Origin of the sequence: Streptomyces sp. NPDC059785 (genome assembly GCF_042732375.1) — a bacterium.
Lineage (GTDB): Bacteria > Actinomycetota > Actinomycetes > Streptomycetales > Streptomycetaceae > Streptomyces.
In genome coordinates, this window is the sequence record NZ_JBHWHV010000051.1 from 13449 (window position 1) to 38242 (window position 24794).

Annotated in this window: 20 protein-coding genes; 15 read left to right on the forward strand and 5 right to left on the reverse strand. The window is 73.2% G+C overall.

What is annotated here, in order from left to right; genetic code table 11:
• Positions 1–79 precede the first annotated feature (79 nt).
• From ACFV6E_RS31345 to ACFV6E_RS31385, 9 genes are all read left to right on the forward strand, one after another.
• A complete protein-coding gene (locus ACFV6E_RS31345; RefSeq protein WP_385167045.1) occupies positions 80–1042 on the forward strand; it encodes a sugar ABC transporter substrate-binding protein in 963 nt (320 codons plus the stop codon).
• Positions 1043–1154: 112 nt separating this feature from the next.
• A complete protein-coding gene (locus ACFV6E_RS31350; protein WP_385167043.1) occupies positions 1155–2066 on the forward strand; it encodes a LysR family transcriptional regulator in 912 nt (303 codons plus the stop codon).
• Between the two features lie 48 nt (positions 2067–2114).
• The gene (locus ACFV6E_RS31355) at positions 2115–3047 is read left to right on the forward strand and encodes a VOC family protein (RefSeq protein WP_385167042.1); all 933 of its coding nucleotides are present in this window, start codon (positions 2115–2117) and stop codon (positions 3045–3047) included.
• Between the two features lie 42 nt (positions 3048–3089).
• Complete coding sequence (locus ACFV6E_RS31360; protein WP_385167040.1) at positions 3090–4538, forward strand: NAD-dependent succinate-semialdehyde dehydrogenase; 1449 nt, start codon at positions 3090–3092, stop codon at positions 4536–4538.
• Positions 4535–5362, forward strand: a complete 828-nt coding sequence (locus ACFV6E_RS31365; RefSeq protein ID WP_385167038.1) for a fumarylacetoacetate hydrolase family protein — start codon at positions 4535–4537, stop codon at positions 5360–5362. Before ACFV6E_RS31360 ends, ACFV6E_RS31365 begins: the two co-directional genes overlap by 4 nt.
• Positions 5359–5730, forward strand: a complete 372-nt coding sequence (locus tag ACFV6E_RS31370) for a VOC family protein (RefSeq protein ID WP_385167036.1) — start codon at positions 5359–5361, stop codon at positions 5728–5730. The genes ACFV6E_RS31365 and ACFV6E_RS31370 overlap by 4 nt, the downstream gene beginning before the upstream one ends.
• Before the next feature lie 26 nt (positions 5731–5756).
• The gene (locus ACFV6E_RS31375) at positions 5757–6551 is read left to right on the forward strand and encodes an alpha/beta fold hydrolase (RefSeq protein WP_385466191.1); all 795 of its coding nucleotides are present in this window, start codon (positions 5757–5759) and stop codon (positions 6549–6551) included.
• Positions 6548–7054, forward strand: coding sequence for a heme-binding protein (locus tag ACFV6E_RS31380; RefSeq protein WP_385466194.1), 507 nt, complete (start codon positions 6548–6550; stop codon positions 7052–7054). The genes ACFV6E_RS31375 and ACFV6E_RS31380 overlap by 4 nt, the downstream gene beginning before the upstream one ends.
• A gap of 2 nt (positions 7055–7056) precedes the next feature.
• Entirely contained in the window at positions 7057–8115 is a 1059-nt protein-coding gene (locus ACFV6E_RS31385; protein ID WP_385466196.1) for a methionine synthase II (cobalamin-independent)-like protein, read from the forward strand.
• A 26-nt stretch (positions 8116–8141) separates the two neighbouring features.
• On the opposite strand, the gene ACFV6E_RS31390 is transcribed toward ACFV6E_RS31385, so the two are convergent.
• Positions 8142–8429, reverse strand: coding sequence for a putative quinol monooxygenase (locus ACFV6E_RS31390; RefSeq protein ID WP_385466197.1), 288 nt, complete (start codon positions 8427–8429; stop codon positions 8142–8144).
• 221 nt (positions 8430–8650) lie between these two features.
• On the opposite strand from ACFV6E_RS31390, the gene ACFV6E_RS31395 reads away from it, so the two are divergent.
• The 5 genes from ACFV6E_RS31395 (at position 8651) to ACFV6E_RS31415 (ending at position 15311) form a co-directional block, all read left to right on the forward strand.
• Entirely contained in the window at positions 8651–10102 is a 1452-nt protein-coding gene (locus ACFV6E_RS31395) for an aldehyde dehydrogenase family protein (protein WP_385466199.1), read from the forward strand.
• Between the two features lie 45 nt (positions 10103–10147).
• A complete protein-coding gene (gene lhgO, locus ACFV6E_RS31400) occupies positions 10148–11356 on the forward strand; it encodes an L-2-hydroxyglutarate oxidase (RefSeq protein ID WP_385466202.1) in 1209 nt (402 codons plus the stop codon).
• Positions 11357–11541: 185 nt separating this feature from the next.
• Positions 11542–12402: an amidohydrolase family protein gene (locus ACFV6E_RS31405; RefSeq protein ID WP_385466205.1), complete on the forward strand. Its 861-nt coding sequence runs from the start codon at positions 11542–11544 to the stop codon at positions 12400–12402.
• A gap of 9 nt (positions 12403–12411) precedes the next feature.
• Complete coding sequence (locus tag ACFV6E_RS31410) at positions 12412–14151, forward strand: thiamine pyrophosphate-dependent enzyme (protein WP_385167023.1); 1740 nt, start codon at positions 12412–12414, stop codon at positions 14149–14151.
• 74 nt (positions 14152–14225) lie between these two features.
• On the forward strand, positions 14226–15311 hold the full coding sequence (locus ACFV6E_RS31415; RefSeq protein ID WP_385167021.1) for an Ldh family oxidoreductase: 1086 nt from the start codon (positions 14226–14228) through the stop codon (positions 15309–15311).
• A 118-nt stretch (positions 15312–15429) separates the two neighbouring features.
• Here ACFV6E_RS31415 and ACFV6E_RS31420 read toward each other — a convergent pair whose 3' ends face one another.
• Positions 15430–16494, reverse strand: coding sequence for a YncE family protein (locus ACFV6E_RS31420; protein ID WP_385167019.1), 1065 nt, complete (start codon positions 16492–16494; stop codon positions 15430–15432).
• Positions 16495–16682: 188 nt separating this feature from the next.
• Positions 16683–18488: a hypothetical protein gene (locus tag ACFV6E_RS31425; RefSeq protein WP_385466208.1), complete on the reverse strand. Its 1806-nt coding sequence runs from the start codon at positions 18486–18488 to the stop codon at positions 16683–16685.
• A gap of 204 nt (positions 18489–18692) precedes the next feature.
• Here ACFV6E_RS31425 and fes point away from each other — a divergent pair, with 204 nt between their 5' ends.
• Complete coding sequence (fes, locus tag ACFV6E_RS31430; RefSeq protein ID WP_385466211.1) at positions 18693–19961, forward strand: enterochelin esterase; 1269 nt, start codon at positions 18693–18695, stop codon at positions 19959–19961.
• 27 nt (positions 19962–19988) lie between these two features.
• Here the strand turns inward: fes and ACFV6E_RS31435 are convergent, their stop codons facing one another.
• Complete coding sequence (locus ACFV6E_RS31435; RefSeq protein WP_385466214.1) at positions 19989–23915, reverse strand: amino acid adenylation domain-containing protein; 3927 nt, start codon at positions 23913–23915, stop codon at positions 19989–19991.
• Entirely contained in the window at positions 23912–24784 is an 873-nt protein-coding gene (locus ACFV6E_RS31440) for an isochorismatase family protein (RefSeq protein WP_385167013.1), read from the reverse strand. The genes ACFV6E_RS31435 and ACFV6E_RS31440 overlap by 4 nt, the downstream gene beginning before the upstream one ends.
• Positions 24785–24794 lie beyond the last annotated feature (10 nt).

The window sequence follows — 24794 nt, forward strand, 5'->3', positions numbered from 1 at the left end:
CGACGACCGGTCGCGCCCACCCACCCGGCGGACGACCGCACGTCCGCACCCGCACCCGTACGCCACGAAAGGCAGCTCAATGACGAACCTGTCCCTCCGCCCCCGCAGAGCCCTGGCCGTCTCGGCCTGCTCGCTCACCCTCCTGCTCAGCGGCTGCGGCGCCGATTCCGATTCCGGTTCCAAAGGCGGCGGCGGGACCACCCTCGGCTTCGTCAACGGCGCGGACACCGAGTTCCACACGTGTCTGCAAAAGTCCATCGAGCAGACCGCCGAGAAGCAGAACGTCAAGCTCTACACGGCCAACTCGCACCAGAACCCCGGTACCGAGCTGTCCAACATCGAGGACATGATCTCGCGCAACGTCAGCGCGCTCGTCGTCCAGACCGTCAACACCGACGCCCTCAAGGGCGACATCGCCAAGGCGAAGGCCGCGGGCATCCCGATCTTCCTGACCTCGGTCAGCAGCGAGGCCGACGACATCCTGGGCGCGGTGCTCGTCGACCTCACCCAGGTCGGCAAGCTGGACGCCGGCTGGGTGGAGAAGGACGCGGGCGGGAGGTCCGTCCAGGTCGGTGTCGTCGCGGGCGCCCCCGGAGCCGCCTCCGACCTGCTGGTCGACGGATTCACCAAGGCGCTGCCGAAGAACGCGAAGGTCGTGGCCAACCAGCCCGGCATGTTCAACGCGGCCAAGGCCCAGGACGTCGCCGAGAACATGATCCAGGCCCACCCGGACCTCGACTACGCGTTCGTGGCGAACGAGGAGATGGGCTTCGCGGTCCGCAAGGCGTTCGACGCCGCGGGCAAGAAGGACGTCAAGATCGTCACGGTCAACGGCACCGACAAGGGCCTGGCCGCCGTCAAGGACGGCCGCTTCTCCGCCACCGTCGCCAACTCCGCCAAGGACACCGGCGAGATAGCCGTCAAGAACTCCGTCGCCCTGCTGCGCGAGGAGAAGACGGAGAAGATCGCCCACACCCCGATCCGGCTGATCACCAAGGACAACACCGACACCGCGCCGCTGTACTGCCCCGCCGACAAGTGACCCCGGCGGCTCGGCACCCGCCCCGCCCGTGCCGCACGACGGCACGCCCACCCGCACCAGCTATGCCCGACACGGCCCCCGACCCCGGCGGCCGTGACCGGACGGAGGAACCATGGACCGTCTGCTGCTCATGCGCAGCTTCGTCACCGTCGCCGACGTCGGCAGTTTCAGCGGCGCGGCCAAGCTGCTGAGCTCCTCGGGATCACTTGTCTCGCGCCATGTCGCGGAGCTGGAACGGCAGATCGGCGTCCGCCTGGTCAACCGCACCGCCCGGTCCGTCAGCCTGACCGAACCGGGCGTGCGGTACGCCGAGTTCGCCGCCCGCATCCTCGACGAGATCGAGGCGGAGGACTCGAGCATCGCGCACCTGCACGACCGCGCCGAGGGCTCGCTCAACATCATCTGTCCCAAGTGGATCGGCAGCCTGGACCTCGGCGACGCCATCGCCGCCTTCTCGGCCGCCCACCCCAGGATCGTCGTCCGCTTCGAGCTGGGCGGCATGTCCGACCGGACCTACGACTTCCTGGACAGCGGCTTCGACGTCGCCTTCCACACCCGCGACCTGCGGGACTCCAGCGTGCGGCTGAAGAAGATCGCCTCGCTGCCGTTCGTGCTGTGCGCGTCGGAGAAGTACCTGGACCGGTGCGGGACCCTCGGCCACCCCAACGACCTGGCGGAGCACGAGTGCCTGGTCCATGTGAACGACCCGGTCTGGCGCATCGGACACGGACACGCCAGCACCCTGCACAAGATCCGTAACGTCGCCTTCTCCTCCAATTCCTATCTCGCCCTCCAGAAGGCCGCCGTGCACGGCCGGGGAATAGCCCTGCTGCCGCAGCGGCCGGCCTACGACGATCTCGTCTCCGGCGCGCTGCGGATTCTGCTGCCCGAACTGGCCGTACCCGACCGGCCGCTGTTCGCCATTTACGGACCGGGCCAGGAAACACCCCGCAAGGTCACCGTTTTCCTGGATTTCCTCACCCAGTGGTTCTCGGAGAATCCCATTCCCGCGATCGGCCGGTGACGTAAGCGTTGTCCAGTTCATTGTCCGCGCATGCGAATTGAGGAGTCCATGGGAATTCAGCGCATCGAATCCGTCACCTACGGCGTCGAGGATCTCGACACGTGCGTGCGTTTCTTCGGCGACTTCGGCCTGACGCTCGTGGAACGGACCGACGACCACGCCGCGTTCGAGACGCTCGTGGGACAGACGCTCTGTCTCGACACCCGGCCGAGCCCCGCGCTCCCGCCGCCCCTGGAACCCGGTCCCACCCTCCGCGAGGTCGTCTGGGGCGTGGACACCGAGGACGAACTGCGCACGCTCGTCTCGCTCGTCGCCGCCGACCGGGACGTCACCGAGTCCGCGGACGGCGTCCACCACACCGCCGACGAGACCGGCTTCGGCCTCGGACTCGCCCTGGCCCGCCCCCGCCCGGGGCCCGACGCCGCCGTGCGCACCGCGAACGTCACGGGCAGCGTCCGCCGCTGGAACGAACCACTGACCTCCGTCGGCCGCGTACGGCCGCTGCGCATGTGCCACGTCGCGCTCAACATCCCCAAGGAAGGACGCGAGCGTGCCTGGGCCTTCTACACCGACCGCCTCGGCTTCCGGCCGACGGACATCGTCAAGCCCATGGGCGTCTTCATGCAGTGCGAGGGCGACGACGACCAGCACAACTTCCTGCTCTGCCACCGCCCCGACCGCGCGGGACACAACCACGTCTCCTTCGAGGTGCCCGGCTTCGACGACGTCGTCGAGGGCGGCAACCACATGATCGAGAAGGGCTGGCGGGAGGCGCGCAGACTCGGCCGGCACACCGTCGGCTCCAATGTCTTCCGCTTCCTCCACGCCCCCTGCGGCGGACGCGTCGAGTACGCGGCGGACATGGACCGCGTCGACGACTCCTACGCCACCCGTGTCCACGAGACGACGCCGCCCCACCACATCTGGGCGCTGCGCACCAACCGGGACGACGACCAGCAGGACACGGCCGCAGCCCGCTGACCCCCTACGCCCACCGAACTCCGGCCTGAGAGGGCACCCTTCATGACCACCGATGACGGCTATCCCGCCGTCCGCATGTACATAGCGGGCGAGTGGTGCCAGGGCGGCACCGGACACACCGCCCCCGTAGTGAACCCGGCCACCGAGGAGGTGATCGGCGCCGTCCCCCTCGCCACGCCCGGGGACCTCGACCGGGCGCTCGACGCCGCCGGGCAGGGGTTCAGGACCTGGCGCGTGACACCGGTCGCCCGGCGCACCGCGATCCTGCACGCCGCCGCCGACCTGATCGCCGAGCGCGCCGCTGAAATCGGCCGCGTCATGACCCTGGAGCAGGGCAAGCCGCTCACCGAGTCGGAAGGCGAGGCCCGCAGGACCGCCGACACCCTGCGCTGGCACGCCGACGACGCCCGCCGCGCCTACGGCCGCATCATCCCCTCGGCCCCCGGCACCGTCCTCAGCGTCCGGCGCGAGCCCATCGGACCCGTCGCCGCCTTCGTACCGTGGAACTTCCCGGTGGGCGGCCCCAACCGCAAGATCTCCTCCGCCCTGGCGGCCGGCTGCTCCCTCGTCATCAAGGCGTCCGAGGAGACCCCGGCGACCGCCGCCGCCCTGGTCGCCTGCTATGCGGACGCCGGGCTGCCGGCCGGGGTGCTCAACCTCGTCTTCGGCGAGCCCGCCGAGGTCTCCGCCCGTCTCATCGCCTCCCCGGTCACCCGCCTCGTCGCGTTCACCGGCTCGGTCCCGGTCGGCAAGCTGCTCGCCGCCGACGCGGGCCGGGTCATGAAACCCGCCCTGATGGAGCTCGGCGGGCACGCTCCCGTGATCGTGTGCGCCGACGCCGACCCGGGGCAGGCCGCCCGCCGGGCCGCGCGGGCCAAGTTCTTCAACGCGGGCCAGGTGTGCACCTCGCCCAGCCGCTTCCTGGTCCACGAGAGCCTGACCGAGGACTTCACCGCCGAGTTCGTCAAGGCCGCCGAGGCGCTCGTGGTCGGCGCCGGGCTGGAGCCGGGCACCACCATGGGCCCGCTCGCCAACGAACGCAGGCTGCGGTCGGCCGAGCGGCTGACCGCGGACGCCGTGCGCCGGGGCGCCACCGTGCGCACCGGCGGCGAACGTCCGGACCGGCCCGGCTACTTCTTCCAGCCGACCGTCCTCACCGACGTACCGGCCGACGCGGAGCTGCTGTCCGAGGAACCCTTCGGACCGCTCGCGCCGATCCTTTCCTTCAGTGACCTCGACGACGCCCTGGCCACCGCCAACTCCCTGCCGTACGGCCTGGCCGCCTACGGCTTCACCCGGTCCGCGGCCACCGCCGAGCGGCTGTCGGACGGCCTGGAAGCGGGCATCCTCTCCCTCAACCACTGCGGCGGCTCGGTCCACGAGGCGCCCTCCGGCGGTGTCAAGGACAGCGGCTACGGCCGGGAGGGCGGACCCGAGGCGCTGGACGCCTACCTGATCACCAAGCGCGTATCGCACCTGCTGGCGCCATGAGGTACGCACGTGTGTCGGCCGGCGGCCGGGCGGTCTGGGGCCGGGTCGGCGAGCGGGACGTCGAGCTGCTGTCCGGCAGCCCGCTCGACGGCGACCCCCACGTCATCGGCACCATTCCGGTGGCCGGTGCCGTCTGGCTGCCGCCCGTCGTACCGCCCGTGTTCTACGCGGTCGGCTTCAACTACCCGCGCCACATCGCGCACGCCGGGGCGGCCACACCCGGCCGGCCCGAGGTCGGCTACCGCGCCAACAACGCCCTGACCGGCCACCGTTCGCCGATCGTCAGACCGGCGGGGGTGACGGGCCGGTTCGAGGCCGAACCCGAACTCGTCGCCGTCATCGGCCGCACCCTGCGCCACGCCACCCACGCGGAGGCCCGCGCCGCCGTCTTCGGCTGGACCATCGGCAACGACGTCAGCGCCCGCACCTGGCAGCACCAGGACCGCACCTTCTGGCGCGCCAAGAACAGCGACACGTTCAAACCGATGGGCCCCTGGATCGAGACCGACACCGACGCGCTGGCCCAGACGACCACGCTGCGGGTCAACGGCGAGGAACGGGCCTCCTTCCCGACCGGCGACATGGTCTTCGACCCCTTCGACTTCATCGTCGAGATCACCAGGCACATCACCATGCACCCCGGCGACGTCCTGTGGATGGGCGCCGAGGCCACCTGCCCACTCGAAGCCGGGGACACCGTCGACATCGCGATCAGCGGCATCGGCGTCCTGTCCAATCCCGTACGACTCGAAGCGGAACACCCCGTCAGGCCCGAAGCGGAACACCCCGTACGACCCGAAGAGGAGCAAGGGACACAGCCATGAGCGCAGCACCCCGCTACATCCACCACGTCAACTTCCCCACCACCGACCCCGACCGGACCGCCGAGTGGTACACGAAGGTCTTCGGCATGAAGCGGATCATGCCGAAGTCCAACACCCGCGTCGTGCTGATGACCCGCGGCAACTTCGACCTGCACTTCACGCCGGTCGAGGAGATGGAGCGGATGGCGCCGTACCACTTCGCCGTCGAGGTGGACGACTGGGACGAGTTCCTGGCCCACCTGGGGGAGCTGGGCATCCGGCACACCCGGCCGATCGAGCGGCCCGAGAACCAGTCCAAGTTCTGCTACATCCACGACCCCGACCACACCATGATCGAGCTGGTCTTCCACGGCAAGCGCCCCAACTGACGCCGTAGAGCGAGGAGTTCATCCCCATGCCCATCGCCGACTCCGACGGCACCGCCGTCTACTACGAGCGTCACGGCAGCGGTCCCGCGATCCTGTTCGTGCACGGCTCGGGCGGGCACCACGCCGCCTGGTGGCAGCAGGTGGCCGCGCTGCGCGAGGAGTTCACCGTCGTCACCGTGGACCTGCGCGGCTTCGGCAGGTCCGACAGCGATATGAGCGAGTTCGACGGCCAGGACTTCCCCGGTGACGTCGTCGCCGTCCTGGACCGGGAGGACCTGACCGACGTCATGCTCGTCGGCCAGTCCATCGGCTCGGTGGCCGCCCTGCGCGCGGCGCTGCTGCGTCCCCGGCGCGTCTCCTCCGTCGTCCTCGGCCACTCGCTCGGCGGCGTCAGCCACCCCGAGCTGAGGGAACTCGCCGCCGCCGACCGCGCCGAGGCCGTCAAGCTCCCCGTCATCGACCGGCTCCTGACCAAGGAGTTCCAGCGGGAACGGGCCGACCTCACCTTCCTCTTCCAGCAGATGGGCACCTTCAACGCCGCCAGGATGGCCGACCTGCGCAACCTCGACACCGACGGCCCGACCCTCCAGGACATCGCGGACTCCGGCGTCCGGGTCGCCTTCCTGGCCGGCGAACGGGACGCCGTGCTCAGCGTGAAGACCGTCACCCGCGCCCACGAACTGCTGCCCGGCTCCCACCTGGAGATCGTCCCGGACGCCCCGCACTCCATGTACTGGGAGGCGCCCGCCGAGTACAACCGGGCCGTCGCCCGCCTGCGCCGCACCCTCACCGCACCGAAGGAACAGAAGGAAACCGCATGAGCAGCCTCACCCTCGACGCAGCCGACGCCGTCATCGACGCCGTCATCGAGCGCGCACGGGCCCTCGGCAAGGCGGTGAGCGTCGCCGTGGTGGACGCGGGCGGCTTCGTCGTCGCGGTCCGCCGGTCCGACGGGGCGCGCCCGCTCACCCCGGACATCGCCCGCGCCAAGGCGTACACCGCCGCCGTGATGCAGCGCCCCGGGAAGATGCTGAAGAAGTGGCAGGAGAGCCAGCCGGTCTTCTTCTCCCAGCTCTCCCAGCTCCCGGGCGCCGCCCTGCCCATCATGGCCACCGAGGGCAGCGTCACGATCAAGAAGGACGGCGAGATCATCGGCGGCCTCGGCGTCGCCGGGGGCACCGCCGACGAGGACCAGGTGCTCGCCGACGAGGTCCTCGCGGCCCTCGGCTACGAGCTGGAGTTCGCCGCGTGGGGCGTGGCGGGCACGCCGGCCGGGGCCGGTGACGGCAACGGGGCGGCCCGGACCACCGGAAAGGGCGTCTGATCATGGCGGACACCTTCAACTACCGCATCGACCACCACGGCAGCCTCGTACGCCCCGACAGTCTGCGGACCGCCCGGGCCCGGGCCGCCGCCGGAGAGCTCGACGCCGACGCGCTGCGCGAGGCGGAGCGCACCGCGGTCGAGGAGGCGGTGGCCCTCCAGCGCAAGCTGCGCTGCACCGTCGTCACCGACGGCGATCTGCCCCGCGAGGACTTCCGCAGCGCCGTGCTCGACGGCGTCTCCGGCTTCCGGCGCACGGGCCGGGAGACGGACGGCCTGGCCCGCTGGGTGGCCGAGGCGCCGCCGAAGGCGGAAGGACCGCTGGTGGCTGACTGGGCCGACCTGCTGGCCCAACTGACCGTGATCGCCCCCAAGGTGTCGCTGCCGTCCCCGGCCTACCTCGCCGCGACCTGCTTCGACCCGGACCTGGCCGGCTCGGGCGGCCCCGCCTCGGCCCGCGAACTCGGCGAGGCGCTGGCCGGGATCGTGCACGCCGAGATCGGGCTGCTGCTCGCCCGGGGCGTCCGCCTGGTCCAGCTGAACAACCCGCTGCTCCTCGCGCACACGGCCGCCGAACCCGGCCCGGCGGGCGCGCTCTCCTTCGCGGACGCGCTCGCCGTCGACGCGGCGGCGGTCCGGCTCGACGAGCGCCCCGAGGGCGTACGCATCGGCGTCTGCCCCGGCTGGGCGGCGCCGGACACGGTGGACCGGGCCCGCGCCGAGCGCCTGTACGCCGAGGTCCCCGCGGACCGCTGGGTGCTGCCCTACGACCGGGGCACCGGGGCCGAGCTGGAGCTGCTCAGGGCGCTGCCGGAGGACCGGGACGCCTGTCTCGGCGTGGTCGGCCCGGCCGTACCGGTGGGGGAGGACCCCGACATCGACACGGTGCTGGCCCGCGTCGACGCCGCCGCGGAGGTCAAGGACATCGAGGACATGGCCCTCGCCCCGTCCCGCGGCTTCGCCGACGCGGCCGGCCGCCCGCTGCTCGGCGCCGAGGACCAGCGGCGCAAGCTGGTCCTGGTGGAGACGCTGGCCCGGTACTGCTGGGGCAACGAGTTCTGACGCGGGCGCCCGGGAAACGCCGGGGCTCAGAGCACCTGGGCGAAGGTGACCGTGCGGTCGGTCAGCAGCGGCCGTACCGTCCGCACGATCAGCTCGTCGAAATAGCCGGCCGCCGCGTGGGCGTCGAACCCGGCGCGGTCGGTGTACTGCTCGTAGAGCACGAACGAGCCCGGCACGTCCGCCTCCGCGTGCACGGTGTACGCCAGGTTCCCCGGCTCGTCCAGCGTGTGTTCGCGCATCTTCAGCAGCGCGGCGCGCACGGTGCTCTCGTCGGCGGGTGCGCAGCGGTAGTGGGCGACGACGGCGAATGCCATGGGTGGGTCCCTGCTCTCGGTCACGGCTGTGGGCGTGCTGATTCCAGCACGCCCCGGCCCGGCTCCACGCAGGTCCGGGCGTGCGCGGCACGCAAGCAATGCATGCCGCCGCGGGGCTGGTCGGCCCGCCCGGTTCTCGTGTGTCGTCGGTGCGACCACACACCACGGTGCGACCACACACCACGGTGCGGCAGCACACCGCTTCGAAGGGAGCAACGATCTTGACGCGCACGATGGAAACCCTCTCCGGCGGGCAGTGGGTCGCGTCCGACGCCTGGCTGGACGTCCACGACCCGTCCGACCTCCGCGAACCCGTCGCCCGGGTACCGGCGATGACCGCGGACGACGTCACCCGCGCCTTCGGCCACGCGGCGGAGGGCTTCGCCGTCTGGAAGCGCACCAGCCCCTTCGAGCGCGCCCGGATCCTGGGCGGCGCGGCCCGGCTGCTGCGCGAGCGCGCCACGGACATCGCCGCCGACCTGGTGGCCGAGATGGGCAAGACCCGCGCCGAGGCGACCGGCGAGGTGGGCAAGGCCGCCGACTTCCTGGAGTACTACGCCGGGACCGCCCGGGCCGGCTACGGCACGCTGCTGCACGATGTACGCCCCGACACCCGCACCAGCCACCGGCGCGAGCCCCTCGGTGTCGTCCTCGCCATCACCCCGTGGAACGACCCGCTGCTCACCCCGGCCCGCAAGCTCGCGCCCGCTCTCGCGGCCGGCAACGCGGCCGTCCTCAAGCCCGCCACCGAGACCCCGGTCGTCGCCCTGCACTTCGCGCGCGCCCTGCACGACGCGGGTCTGCCCGCCGGGGTGCTGAACGTGGTCACCGGACGCGGCTCGGCCATCGGTGACGCGCTGATCGCCGACCCGCGCATCGCCGCCGTCACCTTCACCGGCAGCAACGAGGTCGGCGAGTCACTGCGCGCCGCACTGGCCGCGCGCAACGTGCGCTTCCAGGGCGAGCTGGGCGGCAAGAACGCCACCGCCGTCCTCGCCGACGCCGACCTCCCGGCCGCCGCGAAGGCCGTCGTCGCGGCCTCCTTCGGGCAGGCGGGGCAGCGCTGCACCGCCACCAGCCGGGTGATCGTCGAGGAGCCGGTGGCGGAGCGGTTCACCGAGCTGCTGCTCGCCGAGGTCGCCGCGCTGCGCACCGGGCCCGGCGCCGATCCCGCGACCACCATGGGACCGCTGGTCAGCGCCGGGCAGCGGGACGGTGTCCTCGCCGACATCGGCCGCGCGGTCGAGCAGGGCGCCCGGGTGCTCACCGGCGGCGACCGGCCCGGGGACGAGGCCCGCAGGCACGGCTGCTACGTCAGCCCCACCGTCCTCGCGGACGTCACCGCCGGGATGAACGTATGGCGCGAGGAGGTCTTCGGGCCGGTCATCGCCCTGCGCACGGTCGGCTCCTTCGAGGAGGCCGTGACGGCCGTCAACGACTCCGTGTACGGCCTCGCCGCCGCCGTCTTCACCCGGGACCTGGCCTCCGCGTACCGCTTCGCCGACGAGGCGGAGTGCGGCCAGGTCGCCGTCAACACCACCACCTCCGGCTGGGACGTCCACCACCCCTTCGGCGGCTTCCACGACTCCGGATCGGCCTTCAAGGAGCAGGGCGAGGAGGCCCTGCGCTTCTACACCCGCGTCAAGACCGTCGCCGTCCACTTCGGCGGATGACGGTGACCGCGCCCCGCGGGGCGGCACGCAGAACGGAGAACCACCATGGCTGACGAGACGATCGGGATCGTCGGCGCCGGCATCGTCGGGCTGGCCACCGCCCGCGAGATCACCCTGCGGCGGCCCGGCACCCGGGTCGTCGTCCTGGACAAGGAAGAGCGGGTGGCCGCCCATCAGACCGGCCACAACTCGGGCGTCGTGCACGCCGGCATCTACTACACGCCCGGCAGCCTCAAGGCCCGCCTGTGCACCCGCGGCACGATCCTGCTGCGCGAGTACTGCGCCGACCGCGCGCTGCCGTACGACGAGTGCGGCAAGCTCGTCGTGGCGGTCACCGACGAGGAGGTCCCGCGCATGGCGGCCCTCGGCGCCAGGGCGCGCCGGAACCGGGTGCCCGGACTGCGCGAGGTGTCCGCCGGGGAGATCCGCGAGATCGAGCCGCACGCCGCGGGCAAGGCGGCCCTGCACTCCCCGCGCACCGCCATCACCGACTACACGCGGATCGCCGGGGAGTTCGCCAGGGACGTCGAGGACGGCGGGGGCGAGGTCCGCCTCGGCTTCCGGGTCACCCGCGTCACCCAGGTGCCGAACGGCATCGAGGTGGCGTCGGGCCAGGACACCGTCCGCGTCGGCCGGCTCGTCCTCTGCGCGGGGCTCCAGTCGGACAGCGTCGCCCAACTCGCCGACGACGGGGCCGAACCGCGGATCATCCCCTTCCGCGGCGAGTACATGACCGTACGCCCCGACAGGGCACACATGGTGCGCGGTCTCATCTATCCGGTGCCCGACCCCCGTTACCCGTTCCTCGGCGTCCACTTCACCCGCCGCGTGAACGGCGAGGTGGAGGTGGGTCCCAACGCCGTGCTCGCCGGTGCCCGCGAGGGCTACCGCCGCTCCCGGATCTCGCTGCGCGACCTCGCCCGGACCGCGGCCTGGCCCGGCACCTGGCACATGGCCGGACAGCACTGGCGGACCGGCCTGAAGGAGCTGCGCGGCTCACTGTCGAAGACCGCGTACATGAAGGCCGCGCGGGCCTACGTACCGGAGATCGGCGCCGCCGACGTGGTGCGCGCGGGCGCGGGCGTACGGGCCCAGGCCCTGGACCGGGACGGCACGCTCGTGGACGACTTCCGCATCCACCAGGTGGGCCGTGTCACCGCCGTCCGCAACGCGCCGTCCCCGGCCGCGACATCCTCGATGGCCATCGCGGAGCACCTCGCGGACGCCGTGCTCGGCGAGCGCCCGAGGGGCTGACCACCGCGCGCCCCACCCTCTCGCCCGACCCCTGAACACCCATCTCAACAGCAGCTTTTCGCGCAACAAGTGCTTGCGCGCGCAGCTCTCGGCAGACCCGCCGGGGCCGCCTAACGTCTGATCAGCCCAGCGTCCTTCCGGCAGCTCTCGCGGCGGCCGGCCGCCCGACAGAAAGAAGCACCGACATGTTCGTCGTCGACTCCCAGGTCCACATCTGGCTCGAAGAGTCCCCCGACCGTCCGTGGGTCCCCGGAGCGCGCGAGCGGATCCGGCTGAACGGCCACCGCGAAGAGCCCTTCAGCCACGAGGAGTGCCTGGCGCTGATGGACGAGGCCGGCGTCAACCGCGCGCTGATCCTCCCGCCGTCGTGGGAGGGCAACCGCATCGACTACGCCCTCGAAGCCTGCGAGGCCCACCCGGACCGCTTCGGCATCATGGCCCGCGTCCCGCAGGACAACGAGGCCGAAGGCACCGCCATGCTGCGGGACTTCGCGCAGAATCCGTACATCAAGGGCACCCGGCTCACCTTCCACCGGCCGCAGGACCGCAACTGGATGATCGACGGCACCAACGACTGGTACTGGCCCGTCGCCGAGGAGCTGTCGATCCCCACCATGGTGCACGCCCCGATCTGGAAGAAGGAGCTCGGCGTGATCGCCGCCAAGCACCCCGGGCTGAAGATCATCATCGATCACATGGGCATCATGGCCCGCTGCGTCGACGACGCCATCGGCTACTGGGTCCAGGAGACCGCCGACCTGCACGAACACCCCAACATCTACGTCAAGGTCTCGGCGCTGCCCGGCTACTCCACCGAGCCGTTCCCGAACAAGAACATCGAGAAGTACGTGCGCGAGATGGTCGACCGGATGGGCCCGGAGCGCTGCTTCTGGGGCACCGACATCACCCGCCTGCTGGGCCACGGCCTGACGTACACCGACACCATCGAGCAGTTCACCAAGCACTTCGACTTCACCGCCGAGGAGCTGGAGTGGATCATGGGCCGGGGTATCTCGGAGTGCCTCGGCTGGCCGATCGAGGGCTGAGGGACCGGGATGACCGACACCGTGAACACCCCGGGCGCCGACGGCGGTGACGCCGTCGTCTCCGCCCTCCATGCCGCCGGCGCCGACTACGTCTTCTGCTCATCGGGGTCCGAATGGGCCCCGGTATGGGAGTCGCTGGCCCGCCGGCACCGCGACGGGGAGCCCGCACCCCGCTACCTCGACCTCACCCACGAGACCGTCGCCGTCGGCATGGCCACCGGCTACGGACTGCTCGCCCGCCGCCCGCAGGGCGTGCTCCTGCACGCGGCGCCCGGCCTGCTCCAGGGCTCGATGGCGGTCCACGGCGCCCTGCTGGCCGGGGTCCCGATGGTGGTCGCCTCCTCGGAGTCGAGCACCTACGGCGACGGTCCGGGCCCGGACCCGGGCGGCCAGTGGTACCGCAACCTGTCCATCGTGGGCGGCCCGCACCACGTCGCCCAGCCGTTCACCAAGTGGGCCAACGAGGCGGCGAGCGTCCACACCCTGCCCACGATGATCACCCGGGCCGCCGAACTGGCCTGGCGGGCGCCCGCGGGACCCGCCTATCTGAACATCCCGCTGGAGATCATGCTCCAGGAGTGGGACGGCCGCGCGGCGGGGCCCGTCGTCCGGCCGGGCGCCACCCACAGCTCGCCCGAGGAGGTCGACCCCGTCGCGCGGATGATCCGCGAGGCGCGCAACCCCGTGATCGTCACGGAGACGGCGGGGCGCGAGGCGGGCGGCTTCGAGGCCCTCCTCGCCTTCGCCGAGGCGTGGCAGATCCCGGTGGTCGAACCCGACTCGGCCGTGTGCGGCAACTTCCCGCGCACCCATCCGCTGCACGCTGGCAGCGACATCGGACCGTGGATGGCGGAGGCGGACCTGATCCTCCTGGTCAACTGCCGCGCCCCGTTCTACCCGCCCAGCCGGCGCCCCTCGAAGGCGCAGGTCGTCGTCATCGACGAGGTGCCGCAGCGCCCGCACGTCGGCTACCAGGTGCTGTTCGCGGACACCTACCTGGAGGGCAGCGTCGCCAACACGCTGCGCCAGCTCGCCAAGCGGGCGAAGGAGCTGGACGTCGCGGCCGTCACCGCGCGCCGCGCCGCCCAGGAGGAGCGGCACTCCGACGAGCAGGCCGCCATCGCCGCCGCCGAGGCGAAGGCCGCGGGGCGGACGGACCGGGCGGGGGAGTCCGGGCAGGCCGAGGGCGTCGATCCGGTGCTGGTCGCCGCCGCGCTGCGGGGGCTGCTCGACGGCCGGGACGGCATCGTCGTCGACGAGACCATCACGCACAGCCGGATCGTCAAACGGCACCTGCGGACCTCGGAGGCGGACTCGTACTTCTACGTCCAGGGCGGTCTCGGCCAGGGCATCGCGGTCGCGCTCGGCGTCAAACTGGCCGCCGGGGACCGCCCCGTGGTGTTCACCGTCGGCGACGGCGCCCTGATGTACAACCCGGTGCTGCCGTCGTACGACGCCGCCAGGACGTACGGACTCCCGCTGCTCATCGTGGTGTTCAACAACCGTGTCTACAAATCGATGAACCTCAACCACCGCAGGTTCTACCCCGAGGGTGCCGCCGCCGGGACCGGTGAATGGCTCGGCACCGATCTGCGCCGGCTGCCCCGGCTCGCCGCGTTCGCGGAGCCGTTCGGGATGCACACCGAGACCGTCGACACGGCCGACGCCCTCGTCCCCGCCCTGGAACGCGCGTTCAAGGCCGTGGCGGAGGGCACCACCGCCGTCGTCGACGTCCTCGTCACCCGCTGAACCGCTGAACCGCTGCCCAGCCGAACACCTCACCCGCTGAACCCCGGCCCCTGAAACAGGAGGCACCCGCCGCCATGTCCGACACACCGCCCCCGACCCCCCAGCCGGGCAAGGTGCTCGTCCCCGCCGAGGACCTGCGCACCTTCTCCGCCGCCCTGCTAGAGAAGGGAGGGCTCGCCGCCGGGCACGCGCGGACCACCGCCGACGTGTTCGTCTGGGCCGCGCTGCGCGGCGTCGACTCGCACGGCGTCGCCCGCGTCCCCGCCTACCTCGACCTGCTCGCCAAGGGCGTCGCCAACGCCGACCCGCGCATCGGGATCGAGTCCACCACCCCGGCCGCCGCCGTCCTGGACGCCGACCGCGCGCCGGGCCCGGTGGCGCTCACCGCCGCCGCCGAGGAGGCCGTACGCCGGGCCGGCACGAACGGCGTCGCGGCGGTGGGCGTGCGCCGCACCGTCCACACCGGCGCCATCGGCTACTACGTGTCGAAGATCGCCGAAGCGGGCCTGGTCGGCATCGGCTTCGTCGCCGGCATGCCCAACATGGGCTACACGGGCGTCAAGGGCGCCGCCGTCGCGACCAGCCCGCTGGCCGTCGCCGTCCCCTCCGCCGCGTCCTCGGACCGGGCCCCGCTGCTCCTCGACATGGCCACCGCCACCATCGCGCTGGGCAGGATCCGGCAGGCGAAGGCCAGTGGCACCCCGCTGCCCGAGAACGCCGCCGCGACCGAGGACGGCACCCCGACGACCGACCCGGAACAGGCGGTCATGCCGCTGCCCCTGGGCGGCGCCAAGGGGTCCGGCATGTCGTTCGCGTTCGAGCTGCTGACCAGTGTGCTCGTCGGCGCGCCGATCTTCGCCGCCTTCCACTCGGACGACCCGCAGGGGCGCAAGCACCGCCAGAACGCGCTGCTGATCGCCCTGGACCCGGCGGCCTTCGGCGGCGCGGAGCGGTTCGCCGCCGACGTCGACGCCACCCTCGGCACGCTCAAGGGGCTCCCGGTGGCGGACGGCGCGGACGGCGTCTTCTACCCCGGCGAGCGCAGCGCGGCGGTGGCGGCCGGACGTGGCGCGGCCGGCATCCCGGTGGCGCCCAAGGTGTGGCGAGAACTGCTCGACCGCGCCGAGCAGTTGGGCGTCACACCCCCTCCGACAGGCTGACCGGCTGACGGCCGGTCCGCCGCGGGGGAGCGGTACGGCACAGGAACGGGCGCCCGGCCCGCCGCATGGAGGAACGGCGGTCCGGGCGCCCGAGTCGTGCCCGCGGGTCCGCGGCCGGTCAGCGGCCGAGACGGATGCGGTTGACCTGGTCCTCGCCGTTCGCGCCGGCGCCGGACTTGTCGACCACGTACGCGGTGCCGTTCGCGACCTCGACGTGGTTGGGGTTGGCGCCCGTCGTCAGGGTCTCCTTGACGGTGCCCTTGCGCGGGTCCACGACGGAGACGGTGGCGTCGGTGCGGTTGACGACCAGGACGTCGCCCGAGCGCTCGTCGGTGGCCACGGACAGCGGGCCCGCGCCGGTCGTGACGGTTTTGGTGACCTCGCCCTTGCGCAGGTCGACCACCGAGACGCCGCCGCCCGTCTGGTCGGCGGCGTACGCGGTGCGGCCGTCAGCGGACAGCGAGACCGAGATCGGGCCGTCGCCCGCCGGGATCAGCCGCGGGGTCGCCGACTTGCGGGTGACCTCGATGAGCTGGTCGTTGGTGAGGTCCGCGGCGTACACCGTGCCGCTGCGCTCGTCCACGGCGAGACCCGCCGGGCCCGAACCCTCGACCGTGACGCGCTCCTTCTCCTCGAAGGTCTTGCTGTCGAACGCCACGAGCGTGCCGTCGCTGAAGGCGCTCGCCCAGACGGTGTTGTGGCGCTCGTCGACGACGATCTCCCGGGCGTGGCCCACGTCCGGCAGCGTGGCGAGGTGCTCACCGGTGCGCTGGCTGTAGACGGCGACCGTGTTGTTGCGGGTGTTCGTCGTCCAGACGGTGTTGTGCTCGTCGTCCACGGCGACCCCGTAGACCGCCTCCACCGCGCCGGTGGAGGCGTCGGTGACCGGCGGCGTGTAGGTGGCCTTCACCTTCAGCGTCTTCGGGTCCACCTTCAGGAGGCTGGAGTTGGCCACCGGCGGCCGGCCGACCGCGGAGGTGGTCCACAGCACGTGGTTCCGCTCCGAGTACGCGGACTGGTAGAGGCCGGTCACGAGGGGCGCCTGGTCGACGGCCGAGGCGGTCGTCCGCGCGGTGCCCGCGGACGCGGTGCCCGTCAGTGCCAGGCTGCTGCCCGCGGCGAGCGCTGTGGCGATCGCCGCGCCGACTGCGGTACGGCGGCGGCTGCGGGTGGGTGTGGTCATGCTGAGTCATCTCCCTGACGTGGGTCGCACGGGTGATCAGTACCCCTAGAAGTTAGCTTAGGCTTACCTAAGTAGCCCGGGGTTCGGGGTGTGATGCGGACTACATTTCGCCGCGAAGGCGCGGGTGGCGCGACGGAGTTGGGCCGGGGCCCGCCGCGGGCGGTCCGGTACGGGCACGGGGCGGGGCGTCAGCCCGTCGCCGTGGTGCCCGTGCCCATGCCCGCGCCGCCCCGGCGGCGGACGACGAACAGGGTGGTCGCCGCGGCACCGGCGGCTCCGCCGACCGCCGCGGCCGCCGCCGACCAGGCGACCGTCGCGTAGGAGACGGACGTGTCCGCGGCGGCGGCGACGGTGCTGACCGACGTGCCGGGCGCGGCCGTGGCGGACCCGCCGCCGTCGGCCGCCGCACCGGCCGCGGTCACCCGGAAGTCGACCTTCAGACTGGTGGGCGGGTTCGGCGCGAGGAAGCGCAGCCAGTGGGCGCCCGTCGAGGTGTCGGCCGGGATCGTCACATCGCCCTCGTAGGAGCCCTGTTCGTCGGCCTTCCACTGACCGAGGATGCCCTCGTCGTCCAGCTTGACGGTGACGGTCTCACCGGCGGGGAACTTGCTCACCTCGAAGTGGAGCTTCCCGCCGGGCTGCACCTGACTGGCCGTGATCCGCGCCTTCGCCCCGGTCTCGGGATCGGTCGCGGAGGCCGGGGCGCCCGAGGCGGCGGGTACGGGCGTCGCGGACGTACCGGAGGCCCCGGACGGGTCCGTCGCGGAGGCCGCGCTCGTGCCGTCCGCCCCCGAGGTGACGGTGAAGCCGGCCTTCAGGCTGGTCGCGGGGTTCGGGGCCAGGAAGCGCAGCCAGTGGGCGCCCTCGGTGGTGCCCTCCGGGACGGTCACGCTGCCGGAGAACGAGCCGTCCGCCCCGATGCCGCCCGACCACTGCCCGATGATCTTCGCGTCGTCCAGTTTCACGGTGAGCTGCTGTCCCGCGGGGAACCCGGTCACCCGGAACGAGACCTTGCCGCCCGCGGCGACCCGCGAGCCCGCGGTGATGGTCGCGGACGTCCCGGCCGAACTCCCCGCCCCCGAACCGCCGGAGCCGGAACCGCTCCCGCTTCCGGACCCGCTTCCGCCCCCGCTCCCGGACCCGGACCCGCTTCCGGACCCGGATCCGCTGCCCGAGCCGCCGCCGGAACCGCTCCCGCCGCCGCCCGAGTTCGTAGACGACACCGTGATGTCCGCCCTGAGGCTGGTCGCGGGGTCCGCCGCCAGGAAGCGCAGCCAGTGCCCGCCCGCCGCCGTGGACGCCGGTACGGTCACGGACCCGGAGAAGGTGCCGTCGGCCCGCACGGCCGACTTCCACTGGCCGACGATCTCGCTGTCGTCGAGCTTGACCGTGACGGTCTGGCCCTCGGTGAACCCGGAGAGGCTGAAGGAGACCTTGCCGCCCGCCGCGACCTTCGAGCCGCCGAGCCTCACCTCGGGCGCCGACGCGGTCGGACTCGACGTGGGCGTGGGGGACGGGCTCGGGCCCGAGGACCCGCCCGTCACCGTGAGGTCGGCGCTGCGCACGCTGGTCTGCGGTGCCAGGAAGCGCAGCCAGTGGCCGCCGCCCGCCGTGGTGCCCGCCGGGATCGTCACCGCGCCGGAGACCGTGCCGTCGTCGCCGATCGCGAACTGCTTCAGCAGCGTCGCGTCGTCCAGCTTGACGCTCAGGCTCGCCCCGGCCGGGAAGCCGGTCACCTGGAACGGCACGTCGCCGCCGGGCTTCACCGAGGTGGTGCCGAGGGTGACGGCGGGCGACGTCGCGTCCGCGGCGAGTGCCACGGGCCCGGTGCCGTCCGTGCCCTGGGTGCCGGCCGTCGCGAGCGGCACGGCGAGGGCGCCGAGTCCGAGGGTGGCGCCCGCGGTGAGCGCGGCCACGCGGCTCAGCCTGGTGCGGGCGGGGCGCGGGGCCCGGGACGGCACGGTCCCGGCGGGGACGGGTCTGTCGGAGTTCATGAGGGGCTGCTCCTGGCGGGCGGCGTGAGAGGGGAAGGGAGAGGTGCGCGGACGAGTCCGTCGGCAGCGGTGCGACAACACGCCGCGAACGCGCAGTTAGGTTAGCCTAGCCTAATTGACTGCCGTGAGGGCGAAGCCGAAGGGAAGTCATGCCCTCCGAGTAAGGTGACCCTTGGTCGATCACCCTGTCCCCGGAGTCCCCTCATGATCACGTCGGTGCCGCCGCAGGGCGCCCCGAACCATCCGCCCCGGCTGCCGCGGCCGGACGAGGTGCCGAGGCTCGCGACGCCCGGCCGCCACCTGCCGGCCCCGGGGACCGGGAACACCGACGCGTTCTGGGCCGGCGTAGGGCGAGCCGGCGCCCCGCTCGTGGCACCGGACCCGCTGGGCAGCGCCGGACACCGGGCGGTCACCTTCCTGTGGCGCGGCGGCCCGGAGACCCGGGCGGTCCAGGTGCTGCCGAACAAGCTCGGCGACCCGCGCGCCCCCGAGGGCAACCTGATGGAACGGGTGCCCGGCACCGACGTCTGGCACTGGACGCTCCGGCTCCGGCACGACTGGCGCGGCACCTACGACCTGTTCGCCGACGAGGGCGGCGGCCCGGAGCCGGGCACCGCCGAGTACTGGCGCCGGCTGCGCGGACAGCACCGCACGGATCCCTTCAACTCCCGTACGCTGCCGCGCCGTTGGGGCGGTGACCCGGTCCCGTACGCGGAGCTGGAAGCGGCGCCGTCCGCGGCCGACTGGGAACCGAGGCCGGACACCGCCAAGGGCACCGTGACCGAGGAGAAGGTGGCGAGCGCGCACCTCGGGGGAGAGCGGCGCGTCTGGACGTACCTGCCGCCGGGGGCGGGTCCGGCGTCCGCGCCGCTGCCGGTCCTCGTGCTGCTCGACGGCGAGCACTGGCAGCCGCGGCTCGGGCTCTGTCACCTCCTCGACAACCTGATCGCCGACGGCCGCCTCCCGCCGGTCGCCGCCGTGCTCCCCGAGTCGGTGGACGCGGCCACCCGCTGGGCGGAGCTGACCTGCCGCCCCGAGTTCACCGCCTTCCTCACCGAGGAACTGCTGCCGTGGGCGGCCGGACGGCTGCCGCTCACGGACGACCCCGCGCGCACCGTGCTCGCCGGGCAGAGCCTCGGCGGACTGACCGCCGCGTACGCGGCGCTGTCCGCCCCGCACCGCTTCGGCAACGCCCTGGTCCAGTCGGGCTCCTTCTGGTGGCCCGCCGCGGGGCCGGAGGCCGAGTGGCTCACCGGCCGGATCGCCGAAGGATCGCGGCTGCCGGTACGGCTCCGGCTCTCCTTCGGCACGCAGGAGTGGGTGGCCCTGCCCGCCGCCCGGCGGCTGCGCGACACCCTCGCAGCCGCCGGTTACGACGACGCCTCCTACCGCGAGTTCAACGGCGGCCACGACTACCTGTGCTGGCGCACGGAACTCGCCGACGGGCTGGTGGAACTGCTCGGCCGGGGATGAGCCCACCGCGAGTTCCACGCGTCCGGGTCACCCGTCGAGCTCCTTCAGGCGGGCCGCCACCACCGCGGCGATGTCGTCGAGGTACCGGTCGCGCAGCAGTTGCGGATGGGTGCAGTCCAGGTCGTGGTTGGCGATCGTGCCGCGCACGTGCGGGCGCCACGCCTCACGGGTGAGCCAGTCCTCGGCACGCGGCGCGGCGGCCGTGAAGAACTGCACGTCGCCGTCGTACACCCCGTGCTCGTGCGCGCGCATCATGCGCGCGTGGTTCGGCACGATGTCGACGATCCGCGACAAGGTGTGGTCGGAGAGCCCGGCGAGCGGGCTGCCCGCGCGGCGCAGCCGGGCGAGCACGTCCTCCCGGGTGCGTTCGCCGGTGCGCTCGAAGCCCGCCATGCGCAGCACCGCGGTCAGCGCGTCGCCCTCCTCGGGCGCGGGCCGCTCACGCCACTGCTCGGCCGGGAACGCGTCGAGCAGCGCGAGGAAGTCGACCCGCTCCCCGTCCCGCTGGAGCAGCGTGGCCACGGTGTGCGCGAGGATGCCGCCCACGGACCAGCCGAGCAGCCGGTACGGGCCGTGCGGCCGGACCTCGCGGATCCGCTCCACGTAGTCGGCGGCCTGCTCCTGGAGGGAAGCGGGCAGCGGCGCGCCGTCCGTGAGACCGCGGGCCTGGATGCCGTACAGCGGCTGGTCCGGGCCGAGGCGGGCGGACAGTCCGGCGTAGCACCAGGCGATGCCGCCCGCCGGGTGGAAGGCGAACAGCGGCGGCCGTTCGCCGCCGGAGCGCAGCGGCAGGACGACGTCGAGCGCGTCCCCGGAGGCCGGGCCGGCGTCGTCGAGGCGGGCGGCGAGCGCGGCCGGGGTCGGTGCCTCGAACAGCGAGCCGATCGTCAGCTCGCAGCCGAACTCCTCCTTCACCCGCGTCACCAGCCGGACCGCGAGCAGCGAGGTGCCGCCCAGGTCGAAGAACGCGTCGTCCGGGCCGATCCGTTCCGCTTCCAGGACCTCCGCGAACAGGCGGGTGAGCGCCTCCTCGCGCGGGCTCGCCGGGCGCCGCGCGGCCTCGCCGCCGGCGAAGACCGGGGCGGGCAGCTCGCGGCGGTCCAGCTTCCCGTTGGGGCTCAGCGGGAATGTGCCGAGGACGACGACGGCCGCCGGGACCATGTGCTCGGGCAGCTCACGCGCCAGCGCGGCCCGTACGGCGGCGGGGTCCGCGTCGCCCGTGACGTAGCCGACGAGCCGGTCGTCGCGGACCAGGGCGCAGGAGCCGTCCACGCCGGGCTGCGCCGCGAGCGCGGCCTCGATCTCGCCGAGTTCGATGCGCTGCCCGCGCAGCTTCACCTGGTGGTCGGTGCGGCCCAGGTACTCGACCTCGCCCTGCTCCGTCCAGCGCGCCACGTCACCGGTGCGGTACATGCGGGTGTCCGCAGGACCGAACGGGTCGGGGACGAACCGTTCGGCGGTCAGCTCGGCACGGTTCAGATAGCCGTCCGCCAACTGCCGCCCCGCGAGGAACAGTTCGCCGGGTACCCCGGGCGGGCACGGCTGGCGCGCCGCGTCGAGGACGTACAGGCGGGTGTTCCACACGGGCCGGCCGATCGGCACCGGGCCCGTGCCGGAGGGGGCGCAGGCGTGGTACGAGACGTCGACCGCGGCCTCCGTCGGGCCGTACAGGTTGTGCAGCTCGACGCCGGGCAGGACCCGGCCGAAGGCGTTCGCCGTCTCGCGGGGCAGGGCCTCGCCGGAGCAGAAGACGCGGCGCAGGCCGGTGCAGCCGGCGGCCTCCGGGACCGCCAGGAACACCTGGAGCATCGACGGCACGAAGTGGCAGGTGGTGACCGCCTGTTCGCGGATCAGCCGGGCCAGGTACACCGGATCCTTGTGGCCGCCGGGCTCGGCGACGACGAGCGTCGCGCCCTCGCGCAGCGGCCAGAAGAACTCCCACACCGACACGTCGAACGACGACGGCGTCTTCTGGAGCACCCGGTCCCGCGCGCTCAGCCCGTACGCGTCCTGCATCCAGCGCAGCCGGTTGTCGATCGCGCCGTGCGACACGACGACGCCCTTGGGGCGGCCGGTCGAGCCGGAGGTGTAGATGACGTACGCGGGGTGGGCGGGCGTGAGCGCACGGGCCGGGTCGACCGCCGGGTAGCCGGAGACGTCGAGGCCGTCCAGGACGACCAGCGGGACCCCGGTGTCCTCGGGCAGCCGTCCCGCGGAGTCGGTGACCGCGCACACCGGGGCCGCGTCCTCGAGCATGTACGCCAGGCGCTGCGCCGGGTAGTCCGGGTCGAGCGGCAGATACGCGGCGCCCGCCTTCAGCACGGCGAGCAGTGACACCACCAGCTCCGCCGAGCGCGGCACGGAGACCGCCACGATCGCGCCGGGCCGCGCGCCGAGGGTGCGCAGGTGCCGGGCCAGCCGGTTGGCGCGGGCGTTGAGCCGGGCGTAGGTGATTGTGGTGCTCCCGTACACCAGGGCGGTGGCGTCCGGGGTCCGCGCGGCCTGAGCCTCGATCGGGCCGATCAGGGTGGTCGGCGGGAGCGCGCGCTCCGTGCGGTTGAACTCCTCGACCACCAGGGCGTGTTCGGCCGGGGTCGCGATGCCGTGGGCGGCGAGCGGGAGGTGCGGATCGGCGCCGGCGAGCCGGTCCAGCAGGTGCAGGAACCGCTCCTGGTGCGCGCCCAGGTCCGTGTCCTCGTACAGGGCCGGGTTGCCGTCGTGGTCGATGCGCAGGCCCTGGCCGTCGGCGCGGTCGTAGATGTTGACCGTGAGGTCGTCGACCGGGCCCGCGGACAGGTTGCGGGCGCGGGCCGGGGCCCCGGCGAAGTCGGCGCCGTAGTCGAAGGGCATGACGTTGACCAGCGGGCCGACCAGGCCCCGGTGCTCGCCGAGCAGACCCAGGTCGCGGCGGATGTCCTCGTAGCGGTAGCGCTGGTGGCGGCGTATCCGCCGGATGCCGAGCACGACCTGCCTGACCAGTTCGGCGAAGGTCGCCTCCGGGGTGACGGTGAGCCTCAGCGGCAGCACGTTCATCACCATGCCGGGCACCCGCAGCGCGACCGAGCCCATGCGGCCCATCATGGGCAGCCCGAGCACGACGTCACAGCGGTCGGTGGCACGGGAGGTGTACAGCGCCTGCGCCGCGATCAGCACGTCGGGCCAGGTCGCGCGGAGCCGGTCGGCGAGGTCGCGCACCCCGTCCGTGACGTCCGGCGCGAGGTACGCCGTGCGGCGGCGGAACGTCCGCGCGGGCAGCGCGCCGCGGCCCGCCGGCCGGGGCGGCTCCGGACGGTCGGCGAACGCCTCCGTCCAGTGTGCGCGGTCGGCGGCGAAGGTGTCCGAGGCGCGGTAGGCGGCGTCCTCGGCGACGAGATCGGCCAGGCTCCCGAAGCTGCGCGGGGCCGGTTCCTCGCCGCGCACGAGGGCCGTGTAGACCTCGGCGGTGCGCCGCACCAGGAGCGAGTAGCCGTAGCCGTCCATCACGAGGTGGTGGATGCGCTGGTACCACAGCCACCGCTCGTCGCCGACGCGGAACAGGGCGTGCCGGAACAGCGGCCCCGTGGCCAGGTCGAAGGGTTCGGCGAGGTCGGCGCGCATCCAGGCGTCGGCCCGCTCGCCGGGGTCGTCCACCGCGCGCAGGTCGCGCACGCTCAGCGGCGATTCGAAGGCGTCGCTGTCGCGCAGGTGCTGGCGCGGGCCGTCGGGGGTGTCCTCGACGGTCACACGCAGCGCGTCGGCCTCCGCGGTGACCCGCCGCAGCGCGGCGGCGAACAGGTCCGGGTCGAGCGGCCCGTCGATCTCCAGGCACTCGGCGGTGTTCTGCGCGGGGCTGGCCGGGTCGAGCGCCTGCGCATACCACATGCCCGACTGGGCGGCGGTCAGCGGCAGTACGGTCGCGGGCGTGTCGTCCGCGAGACCGCAAAGGCCGGGAAGGGCGGCCGGGAGGACGGTCATGACACCCCCAGCAGCGGGGCCCACGCCTCGATGGCGGGCCGCTCGGCGAGGTCGGCGAAGGCCGCCTCGACGCCGTGCCGTTCCCGCCAGCGGGCGAGCAGCGACATGATGCGGACGGAGTCGAGACCGTAGTCGACGAGGCTCTCGTCGAAGGGGATGTCCGCGGGGTCCTCGCCTAGGGAGTCGGCGACGTCGCTGCGGATCTGCTCCAGGGTGAGGGCTGTGCGGGGCATGGGTCCGGCCTCCTTGCAGAGCGCGTCGGTGGTGGTGACGACCGCGCAGCGGCCGGCGGCCCAGCGCAGGGCCATGTCGTGGTCCTCGCGGGAGAAGTCGGCGACCGCGTCGGCGACGACGAACGCCCGGATGTCCCGCTGCCACGCGTCGGCGGCGCTCATGAGCACCCCGATGTGCGCGTACACCCCGGTGATGACGAGTTGGTCGCGCCCCGAGTCGCGCATCAGCTCCTCGAGTCCGGTGCGGACGAACGCGCTGTACTTCCACTTCGTCAGGACGGTCTCCCCGGGCTCGGGGGCGACGGCCTCGGGCGCGGCGAGCGCCGCGGGGTCGTCCGCGACGCCCGGCCCCCAGAAGTCCAGTTGGAGGCCGCGCTCCTCGGGGGTCTGGCCGCCGCGCTGGGCCGAGTGGACGACCGGGACGCCGAGCCGGCGGTACTCCTTCAGCAGCCGGGCGGTGTTGTCGAGCATGCCGGTCACCGGCTGCCGTCCGGCGGGGAACGCGCTCAGGAAGTGCTGTTGCAGATCGTGCACGAGCAGCACCGCGCGGTCGGGGTCCACGGTCCACGCGACGCGGCCCGCGGGCAGTTCGTCCGCCCGGGGCAGCGGATAGGGGGCGATGGCGGGAAGTGCCATGTCAGTGGGG